Source organism: Rhodococcus sp. R1101, assembly GCF_000278445.1.
Taxonomy (GTDB): domain Bacteria; phylum Actinomycetota; class Actinomycetes; order Mycobacteriales; family Mycobacteriaceae; genus Rhodococcus; species Rhodococcus gordoniae.
This window is the reverse complement of the sequence record NZ_AJVB01000237.1, coordinates 1-5,923: the sequence shown is the minus strand read 5'-3', so window position 1 is coordinate 5,923 and position 5,923 is coordinate 1. Positions and strand designations below refer to the sequence as shown.

Below are 5,923 nucleotides of genomic sequence, written 5' to 3'. Positions count from 1 at the left end.
GCCGATCTCGGCGTCGACGCGTCCACGATCCGTCGAGATCTCGATGTGCTCGCCCGCGAAGGGAAGGTCGAACGCACGCACGGGGGTGCCCGAGCGGTCGAGGGCGCGGGTCTCGAGGTGCCGTACGCGCTCAAGAAGGACGTGCGTCGCGAGGAGAAAGCGGCCATCGCAGCGGTTGCGTCCGCCATGGTGTCGGACGGCGACAGTGTGGTGCTCGACAGCGGATCCACCACGTACGAGGTGGCCGTGGCACTGCGGCACAAGGCGTCGCTGACGGTACTCACCAACGACCTGCGTATCGCGAAATACGTTGCGGCATTCCCGGATGTCCGGCTTCTCGTGTCCGGGGGCGAACTCCTCGGCTCGGTGTACACCCTGGTCGGGGACCACGCCGTGCGGTTCCTCTCGGACTATTCGGCCGACTGGGCGTTCCTCGGCGCCGACGCCGTGCACCCCACCGCCGGCGTCACGAACACCAACACGCTGGAGATCCCGATCAAACGGGCGATGATCCGGTCGGCCGAGAAGACGATCGTGGTGACGGACCATTCGAAGTTCGGAGAGCGTGCGCTCGCCCGGGTCGCGAGCCTCGACGAGATCACGTCCATCGTCACCGACGACGATCTCGACGAGGAGCATCGCGCACCCTACGGCGACCGGCTCGTCATCGCCCCGAAGTCTTGACATACAACCATTCGGTTGTACATTTGGAGATGTGAGCGGAGACGACGAGGACCGGGCCGACGCCCTGTTCCATGCGCTTTCCGACCGGACCCGGCGCGACATCATGCGACGCGTCCTGGCCGGCGAACACTCGGTGTCCGCTCTCTCGGCGAAGTACGACATGTCCTTCGCCGCAGTACAGAAGCACGTCGCCGTGCTGGAGAAGGCCGGCCTGCTCGTGAAGCGACGCAGCGGTCGCGAGCAGTTGGCCAGTGGTGACGTGATGGCAGTGCGGTCGGTGACGTCCATGCTCACCGAGCTGGAGCAGGTCTGGCGCGGTCGCATCGCGCGCATCGACGAACTCATCGCATCCGAATCCTCCGAGGAAGGCTGAGAAATGCCTGTAACCGACGTCCGGCACGACCGCGACAAGCTGACCCTGACCATCACCGCCGAGTTCGCCGCCCCGGTGTCCCGCATCTGGCAGGTCTACGCCGATCCCCGTCAACTGGAGAAGATCTGGGGACCCCCGACCTTCCCCGCGACGGTGGTCGACCACAATCTGAAGCCCGGCACCCGCACCACCTACTACATGACCGGTCCCGACGGCGAGAAGTACGCCGGCTATTGGAATATCACGGCCGTCGACGAACCGACGAGTTTCTCGTTCCTCGACGGTTTCGCGGAGCCGGACTTCACCCCGAAGCCGGAACTGCCCGTCTCACGGAGCATCTACAACTTCGAAGAGTTCGAAGGCGGCACGCGCGCAATCTATGTCAGCACCTACGAGAGCGCCGAAGCACTCCAGCAGGTACTGGACATGGGCGTGGTCGAGGGTGCTTCGTCCGCCATCAACCAGATCGACGACCTGGTGGCCACCTAGCAGAATCGAAAAGCCGACGGCCCCCTGCTCTTTCCGGATGAAACGAACCGGAGACAGGGGGCGTCGGAAGCCTTGCCGTCAGTGCGACGGAGATCGGGTCGGGCGACGGAGGATCAGAGATTCCAGTCGCCCAGACCGTCCCAGCCGTTGAGGGTTCCGCCGGCGGTGTTCTGCACGATCACCGGGTCGCCCTTCTTCGCGTTCTCGAAGAACCACTTTCCGTCCTCGGTGCTCACGTTGAGGCAGCCGTGGCTGACGTTGGTGTTGCCCTGCGCGCCGACCGACCACGGAGCGGCATGAAGGAAGATTCCGCTGTTGGACATCCGCGTCGCGTACTCGACGTAGGTGCGGTAGCCCTCCGGGCTGTCGACAGGAACTCCGTAGGTCGACGAGTCCATGTACATGTCGCGGTACTTCTCACCGACGATGTAGGTGCCGTTCGGGGTGTCGTGACCGGGCTTGCCGAAGGACGTCGGCATGGTGCGGACGACCTCACCGTTGCGGGTGACGGTGATGGTCTTGGTGTTGTCGTCCGCCACCGTCACCAGGGCGTCGCCGATGGTGAACGACGACTGCGCGTCGCCGGCCTTCACGGTGACCGCGGTGTTCGCGGGCCAGAACTCGAACGGCTTCCACCGGACCTGCGTGTTCGACGCCCAGTAGAAGTGCCCGTCGACGGGCGGCTGCGAGGTGATGCGGATGGCACGTTCGGCGGCTGCACGATCTCCGACGGCCTCGTCGAACCGGATGATGATCGGCTGTGCGACACCCACCGTCTCCCCGTTCGACGGGTTGACGGACGGAGCGGAGAACGGCACGGCCGGCTCGGGAGCGAGCTGCGGCGGCGTCACCCCGGGCGGGGTGAGTCCTTCGATCAGCTCCTGGACACTCGGGACCTCGGGCCCACCGGGCCACAGCGGTGCCGCGCTCGCAGGGCCGGCGGTGGCCAGCGCCACGGCGGCTGCGCCCACGAATGCAGCACCGATCCGCGCGGATCGGCGGCCCGTGCGGCGACGGTTCGACAAAGCTTGCTTTTCGAACATTCCACAACCCATCGTTCAGCGTTGCGCCGCGTCCTCTTTCCCCTCCGCGGCGCGCTCGTACCCGTTCATTAGATACAGGACGATAACGAGGGAGCAATTCGAGAGCGCTCGGTTCGGTGTCTACCCAGGTCGGTGGATCACACGGTGTACTTCGTATCCGCACGACCCCGGCGTGTCGCGCGTGTTCGATCACCTCGAAAATGGGGCATTGTCAGTGTATGGACGACACGGGCTCTCGCGACGACGCGGCATGGAACTACCGGGAGCGCGGTGAAACCGAGACCCAGCGACTCGACCGCAACTGGAACCACCTGCTGCAGGAACTGCGCGTCGTACAGACGGGTGTTCAGCTCCTGACCGGATTCCTGCTCACGTTGCCGTTCCAGCAGCGATTCGAGGAGCTGTCGGACGCGCAGAAGGTGATCTATCTGGTCACGGTCGCACTCTCGGTGACCGCGGTGATCTTGCTGGTCGCGCCTGTCGGACTGCACCGGCTGCTGTTCCGGCAGCATGCCCTGGCCACACTCGTCGCGACCGGACAACGACTGGCGATCGCAGGTATCACCGTCCTGGGACTGGCCATCGTCGGTGTCGTCCTGCTGATCTTCGGCTTCGTCGCAAATATGCCCGCCGGAATAGTCGCCGCTGCCGTCGCGCTGGTGATGTTCTTCGGTTTCTGGATACTGCCGTCGTTGCAGAACCGTCACGATATCGACGATGCCCGGCCACCACACGGCGGATGACACCCTGCCGCGGCACGGGCCGGTTTCCGGAATCCACAGCAGGGCAGCAGTTTTCCATATTTCCCGTTTCGGTTCAGACCAGTTCGGGGACGTGCAGATGCGCGATGGCGAGCTCGAACTCACCGGTATCGAGCACCTTCGCGTCTGCCGCGTGAGTCACCTCGGCCCGGATGGCGTCGATGCGGTCTCCGTTGCTCTCCATCGCCTGTGCGTTGTCGAAAGTCAACGACGACACCCCGCGGCCGGTGGCGCGGTCGAGCATCAGACTGGCACTGCAGAAGCCCTCCAGTTCCTCCATCCTCGGCAACGCTGCCATCTTCCACATGTCCACTCCGCGATCGAGTCGGGCCGGTTCGAGTTCGACCCAGGTGACACGGCAGCAGGCTCCACGAGTCGCATGATGATCGCGATGCATCACGGCGATCTCCCATTGCGACACCTCCGTCGCAGCATGGAACATCCGGGCCGCCTCGTCCCGGAGCATGCGGACCAGGCCTTCGCTGGAGCGCAACACGTCCTCGTCCCGCCATGAACTGGTGGCGATGCAGCGGCCCGAGCCGCGATCGATCAGCAGGGACAGTCCCAGGCAGCCGTCGATGTCCGCCAGCGCCGGCATGACGATGTCACGTACGTGTTTGATCCCGGAGTCGATGTACGACGGATGGGCGTGAATGGTGGTCGAGCGTGCAAACACGATCGGCACCCCCTCTCCTCGGGGCGGCGCCGACACGGCGTCGCCGGTCGTTTCCCGTGTTCCACACTGCTCCCCTGCGCCGCCGTAAGCAATAGGGCATCGTCGGCGGCGCGAGCCGATGACGAGGTGATGTCGCAGGGTCATCGCCCCGAGCGGACCGACATCCGCGACGTTCTGCGGTTACTGCTTCTTCCGCCCCTCCGTCTGCGATCCTCGAATGGTGGCGGATTCGATCCGCATAGACCGCATCGGCCCCGGCGACCTGACCGAACTCGCCTCCGACGTCGAGCCGGTGCCTCTGCACGTCGGTGCCGTGATCTTCTTCCCCGGCGAGGGTGGCTCGGATCCGGCGACTCTGCGGGCCGCGTTCGCCGAGCGGCTCTCCGGCATCCGACGGCTGCGGCAACGCCTGATCCGACCCGCACCCGGACTCGGACGGCCTTACTGGTTCGACGACGACCACTTCGACATCGATGCTCACCTGTCACAGGTGCGGTGCCCGGCCGCCGGTGACCGGGACGCCGCCATCGCACTCGCCGTGGAGACCCTCACCCGCCCCCTGCCTCGGTCCCGGCCGCTGTGGCGCGCGCTCCTCGTCACCGACATCGAGGATCCGCACGGACACACGGCGACGGTGATGGTCCTGCACCATGTCCTGGCCGACGGGATCGGCGGTCTGGCGATCCTCGCGCATCTCGTCGACGGCGGGGACAGTGCAGCATCCAGGTACGAAGATGCTCCCCCTTCTACGAGTCCGCGAACGGGAGAACTCCTCGTCGACAACGTGATCGGGCGTCTGCACAGTGTGCGGCGAGTTCCGCAGGCCCTCGCTCGTCTTCCCGATGCGTGGGCGGAGCTCGGACGGGGTTCCGGCAGACGTGCTCCTCGATGTTCGTTCAATACGCCCACCGGTGTTCGCCGTGCGTTCAGGACGGTCGAGGTGGATCTGGACACCGTCCGTCGGACGGGACGACGACGGCACGCGACCGTCAACGATGTGCTGCTGGTCGCGGTCGGTGGTGCCCTGGCCACAGTCCTGCACGCGCGCGGCGAGTTCCCGTCCGAATTGGTCGTCTCGGTACCGGTGTCCGCCCGCACCGCGACCACGCGTGGGCAATTGGGAAATCGGGTGGGCGTCATGCCCGTCCGCGTGCCGCTGGACGGAACCCCGCACCAGCGGCTGGTTTCCGTCTCCCGCCGTACCCGCGCCCAGAAGTCGAGCGTGCGAGGTCTGTCTGCTGCGCTGATGGGCCCGCTCTTCCGGATTCTCGCTGCCGTCGGGATGTTCCGCTGGTTCGTGAACCGCCAGCATCTGGTCAATACCTTTCTGTCCGACCTGCCCGGCCCGTCGTCGGCCGTTGCCGTCGCCGGGGCGCCGGTCACCTCGATCGTTCCGATGATCGTCGGTACGGGAAACATCGGAGTCGCCTTCGTGGCACTGTCGTATGCCGGCACACTGACCGTGACGATCACCGTCGATCCCGATCTCGTCCCGGAGATCGACGCCCTCGAAGATGCGCTGCGCGAACAGTTCCACGCGATCATCGCTTCCGGAGGGGGATCCGCGCAGTAGGTCGTCACCGCAATTCACAATGCGGTTCGCGCACGGCGGCGTTCCGGCCTGTGCAGCGGACAACGCACTCACTGTCGCTGCCGGCACGGCTCTCGGCCCTTCGATCGTGACGACGGGCCTGACCCCGACTATCTGCGGCTCGCGAGCGGTGCGCTCCTGCATGCGGTCGCCACTGTGGTCAGCGGTAGCAGGAAGCTGGTCAGTCGTGTTGCGGCCCCAGCTCTACGATGCGGCCCGCGATGGTCGCCACCGGCACATTCGATTCCTGCGACAGAGTCACCATCATCGCGAAGGCGCGATCGGCGCTCACAGCGAAACGTTCCA

8 protein-coding genes are annotated in these 5,923 nt (G+C 65.7%); 5 read left to right on the top strand and 3 right to left on the bottom strand.

The features are described 5' to 3' along the window. From R1101_RS26900 to R1101_RS0114710, 3 genes are all read left to right on the top strand, one after another. A partial coding sequence (locus tag R1101_RS26900; RefSeq protein ID WP_016934167.1) for a DeoR/GlpR family DNA-binding transcription regulator occupies nt 1-684 on the top strand: 684 nt, incomplete at its 5' end. A 31-nt stretch (nt 685-715) separates the two neighbouring features. Continuing rightward, the gene (locus R1101_RS0114715) at nt 716-1,057 is read left to right on the top strand and encodes an ArsR/SmtB family transcription factor (RefSeq protein ID WP_016934166.1); all 342 of its coding nucleotides are present in this window, start codon (nt 716-718) and stop codon (nt 1,055-1,057) included. 3 nt (nt 1,058-1,060) lie between these two features. Then, nucleotides 1,061-1,546, top strand: coding sequence for an SRPBCC family protein (locus tag R1101_RS0114710; RefSeq protein WP_016934165.1), 486 nt, complete (start codon nt 1,061-1,063; stop codon nt 1,544-1,546). 113 nt (nt 1,547-1,659) lie between these two features. On the opposite strand, the gene R1101_RS0114705 is transcribed toward R1101_RS0114710, so the two are convergent. Further along, nucleotides 1,660-2,589 (bottom strand): L,D-transpeptidase, encoded by a 930-nt coding sequence (locus tag R1101_RS0114705; protein ID WP_037223567.1) that lies wholly within the window; start codon nt 2,587-2,589, stop codon nt 1,660-1,662. Between the two features lie 218 nt (nt 2,590-2,807). Here R1101_RS0114705 and R1101_RS0114700 point away from each other — a divergent pair, with 218 nt between their 5' ends. Beyond that, the gene (locus R1101_RS0114700; RefSeq protein WP_016934163.1) at nt 2,808-3,332 is read left to right on the top strand and encodes a DUF6328 family protein; all 525 of its coding nucleotides are present in this window, start codon (nt 2,808-2,810) and stop codon (nt 3,330-3,332) included. A gap of 73 nt (nt 3,333-3,405) precedes the next feature. Here R1101_RS0114700 and R1101_RS0114695 read toward each other — a convergent pair whose 3' ends face one another. Beyond that, nucleotides 3,406-4,035, bottom strand: a complete 630-nt coding sequence (locus tag R1101_RS0114695; protein ID WP_016934162.1) for a hypothetical protein — start codon at nt 4,033-4,035, stop codon at nt 3,406-3,408. A gap of 208 nt (nt 4,036-4,243) precedes the next feature. Between R1101_RS0114695 and R1101_RS0114690 the strand changes: the two genes are divergently transcribed. Continuing rightward, nucleotides 4,244-5,599 carry a wax ester/triacylglycerol synthase domain-containing protein gene (locus tag R1101_RS0114690; protein WP_026003294.1) on the top strand — a complete coding sequence of 452 codons (1,356 nt, stop codon included), beginning with the start codon at nt 4,244-4,246 and terminating at the stop codon, nt 5,597-5,599. Between the two features lie 199 nt (nt 5,600-5,798). Here the strand turns inward: R1101_RS0114690 and R1101_RS31395 are convergent, their stop codons facing one another. After that, entirely contained in the window at nt 5,799-5,909 is a 111-nt protein-coding gene (locus R1101_RS31395) for an ANTAR domain-containing protein (protein WP_198420282.1), read from the bottom strand. Nucleotides 5,910-5,923: the final 14 nt, after the last annotated feature.